Raw genomic sequence first — 3,570 nt, 5'->3', positions numbered from 1 at the left:
GCAGTGACTGAGAGGTGTGGGCCGTGAACACGACCTCTGCTGTTTCCGTCGTCTTCGACCCGCTGCTGCCGTGGTGGTTGCTGGCCGTGCTGGGCGGCATCGGCCTGGTGCTGGTCCTGCTAGGCCTGCGCGCCGGCGCACGCGGCACGCTCCTGCGGCTCGGCGCGATCATCGTCGTGCTGGCGGCGCTGGCCAACCCGGCGCTGGTCGAGGAGCAGCGCAAGCCGATCGCCGACGTCGCCCTGATCGTGGTCGACGACAGCGATTCGATGACGATCGGCGAGCGCCGCGCCCAGGTGCAGGCAGCACGCGAATCGTTGAAGCGCCGGCTCGGCCAGCAAGAAGGCCTCGAGATCCGCGAGGCGGTGCTGCCGCCGGCGCACATCCAGCTCGGCAGCGAACGGCCGGGCGGCACCCGGCTGATCGAGACCATGCGCTCGGCCCTGGTCGAGGTGCCGCCCGAGCGGTTGGCCGGCGTGGTGCTGCTGAGCGACGGCCAGGTGCACGACGTGCCGGCCATCGATTCGACAAGAGGCCTGCCGCCGGAGCTGGGCGGCGCGCCGGTTCATGCCCTGATCGCCGGCAGGAAGAACGAGCGCGACCGGCTGATCGTGCTCGAGCAGTCGCCGCGCTTCGGCGTGGTAGGGCGCGAGGTGACGGCCAAGTTCAAGATCGAGGATCCGTCCGGCGGCACCGCTCCGGTGACCCTGTCGGTCGGCGGCGAGATCGTCCGCCGTATCGACGTGCCGGTCGGCAGGTCAGTCGAGCTGCCGATCGCGGTCGGCAATCCCGGCGCCAATGTGGTCGAACTCGACGTCGCGCCGGGTCCCAACGAGCTTACCCTGGACAACAACCGCGCCCTGTTCACCATCAACGGCGTGCGCGACCGGCTGCGCGTGCTGCTGGTCTCGGGCGAGCCCTATCAGGGCGAGCGGGCGTGGCGGAACCTGCTGAAGAGCGACCCGGCGGTCGATCTGGTGCACTTTACCATCCTGCGCACGCCGCAGAAGGACGACTTCACGCCGGTGCGCGAGCTCAGCCTGATCGTCTTCCCGATGCGCGAGCTATTCGAGCAGAAGCTCAAGGAATTCGATCTCATCATCTTCGACCGCTACGAGACCGGCAGCCTGATCACGCGCGAATACTTTCGCAACATCGCCGAGTACGTGAAGGCAGGCGGTGCGCTGCTGGTCTCGGTCGGGCCGGTTTTCGCCACTCAGCGCTCGCTTTATCGCACGCCGCTCGGCGCCGTCCTGCCGGCAGCACCGCTCGGCGACGTGCTGGAGACGCCCTACAAGCCCAAGGTCACGGAGATTGGCCAGCGCCATCCCGTCACCTCCAGCCTGCCGCAGGCCGGAGACCCCGGGAAGGAGCCCGACTGGGGCCGCTGGTTCCGCCTGGTCACGGCACGAACCGAGCGCGGCAACGCCATCCTGTCGGGCGCCGAGGATCGCCCATTGGTGATTCTCGACCGCGTCGGCGAAGGCCGCGTGGCGCAAATGATGTCGGATCACCTGTGGCTGTGGAATCGCGGCATCGACGGCGGCGGACCGCAGCCCGAGCTGGTGCGCCGCGTCGCCCACTGGCTGATGAAGGAGCCCGACCTCGAGGAGGAGGCACTACGCGCCGCCTCGGTGGGCGGCCGCATCGAGGTGACCCGCCGCACGCTCGCCACGACCTTCCCGCCGGTGACAATGACCGCGCCCGACGGCTCGATACGCACCCTTGCCTTGAACCAGGCGAGCCCCGGGCTCGGCCTCGCCGTGGTCGAGGTCGACAAGCCCGGCCTCTACCGCTTCGACGATGGCACGCTGCGCACGGTGGCCGCGGTCGGCAATCCCGACCCGCTCGAGTTCTCCGACGTGCGCGCGACCGATGCCAAGCTGAAGCCGCTGACCGAGGCGTCGGGCGGCACGCTGATGTGGCTCGCCGATACCGCCGATCCCGACATCCGTTCGGTGCGGCCGGGCCGCTCCGCCGGCGGATCCGACTGGATCGGGCTGAGACGCAACGAGGGCTACACCGTCGCCGGCATCAATCAGCTGCCGCTGCTGCCGGGGATCCTGGTGGCGCTCGCCTTCCTGCTCGCAGTGGGAAGCGCGTGGTGGCGCGAGGGGCGGTAACGTTCGCCAACATGGCCCCAGCCCCGCATCTTCGCGTCGCCCGTCCGACCGACAATCTCGAGGCCCTCTTGCGGTTCTATGAGCAAGGGCTGGGTCTCACGGTGCTCTATCGTTTCGAGGATCATGACGGCTTCGACGGCGTGATGCTGGGACAGCCCAATGCGCCCTATCATTTCGAGTTCACCATGAAGCGCGGGCACGCGGTCGGGCGCGCGCCGACGGCGGACAATCTGCTCGTGTTCTACCTGCCGGACATCGAGCGCTGGCAGGCGTCGGTGCAACGCCTCAAGGATGCGGGCTTCGATCCAGTGCCGTCGTTCAACCCGTACTGGGATCGCGCAGGCGTGACGTTCGAGGATCCGGACGGCTATCGAATCGTGCTCCAGAATGCCGCCTGGGCCCGCTGAACGCACTGGCGCCCCTGGCCCGCGACGCATGCCACGATGCCGTGAAACTGCTCTTTCTGTGGACCGCGGGCGTCTCGCCCGCTCATGATTCAGGAGCGGGCGAGACGCCCGCGGTCCGCAATACGAAGACAGGACACCGGCCATGAGAATCGAGAGCATCTCGGCGACCGCCATCGAGATCCCCCTGCCCCGGCAGTTCGCCGGCAGCGTCTACGCCATGACGACGCGCTGCGCGATCGTGACCCGCATGCGCACTTCGGACGGGCTGGAGGCCGAGGTCTACAACGGCGACAATCGCGAGCACGGCGCGGCACTGGTGAAGATCATCGTCGATGAGATCGCGCCGCTGGTGCTTGGCGAGGATGCCGCCGCCTACGAGCGCGTATGGTCGAAGGCCTTTGCGATCACGATGCCGAACCGCGACCGCAAGCTCGCCATGGAGGCAATCGCCTGCGTCGACACCGCGGTATGGGACCTGCTGGGAAGGCGAGCCGGCCTGTCGGTGCGTCAGCTGCTGGGTGGCTTCCGCTCCGAGCTGCCGATCATCTCGATCGGCGGCTACTACGCCGAAGGCAAGACCTTGCTCGATCTCGCCAGGGAGATGGAGCAGCTCCGCCTGTGGGGCATGGGCGGTTGCAAGGTGAAGGTGGGTGGCCTCTCGCCCGAGCAGGATGCCGAGCGGGTGAAGGCGGCACTCGACGGCGCCGGACCGGGCTTCATGATCTCGGTCGACGCCAACCGCGGCTGGTCGGTCCCCGACGCCATCCGCTTCGCCCGCCTGATCGAGCCTCTGCCGATCGCCTGGTTCGAGGAGCCAGTGCGCTGGGACGACGAGGCGCGGGGCATGGCCGAGGTGCGACGCGCCTGCCGAATCCCGATCAATGCCGGGCAGTCCGAGTACAGCGCCCGCGGCGTGCGCCGGCTGATCGATGCCGGCGCCGTCGACATCGTGAACTTCGACGCCTCGGAAGCCGGCGGCATCACCGAATGGCGCCGCGCCGCCGCGGCCTGCGCGCTGGTCGACATCCGCATGGCGCACC

At 68.8% G+C, this 3,570-nt stretch carries 3 protein-coding genes; all 3 read left to right on the top strand.

The window, feature by feature from the left end:
* The first annotated feature begins 23 nt into the window (after window positions 1–23).
* On the top strand, window positions 24–2,123 hold the full coding sequence (locus tag AB7O82_RS37780) for a hypothetical protein (protein ID WP_428539676.1): 2,100 nt from the start codon (window positions 24–26) through the stop codon (window positions 2,121–2,123).
* A gap of 11 nt (window positions 2,124–2,134) precedes the next feature.
* Window positions 2,135–2,530 carry a VOC family protein gene (locus AB7O82_RS37775; RefSeq protein ID WP_428539673.1) on the top strand — a complete coding sequence of 132 codons (396 nt, stop codon included), beginning with the start codon at window positions 2,135–2,137 and terminating at the stop codon, window positions 2,528–2,530.
* 142 nt (window positions 2,531–2,672) lie between these two features.
* Window positions 2,673–3,570, top strand: an 898-nt coding sequence (locus tag AB7O82_RS37770) for a mandelate racemase/muconate lactonizing enzyme family protein (protein WP_428621889.1), incomplete at its 3' end; no start/stop codon positions are given.

It is taken from the genome of Reyranella sp. (assembly GCF_050185545.1).
In the GTDB taxonomy this organism is placed as follows: Bacteria; Pseudomonadota; Alphaproteobacteria; order Reyranellales; family Reyranellaceae; genus Reyranella.
This window is presented reverse-complemented; position numbering and strand designations above follow the sequence as displayed.

Coding starts and splice junctions, on each gene's coding strand:
- AB7O82_RS37775 (WP_428539673.1), top strand. CDS start 2,135: ATGGCCCCAGCCCCGCATCTTCGCGTCGCCCGTCCGACCGACAATCTC.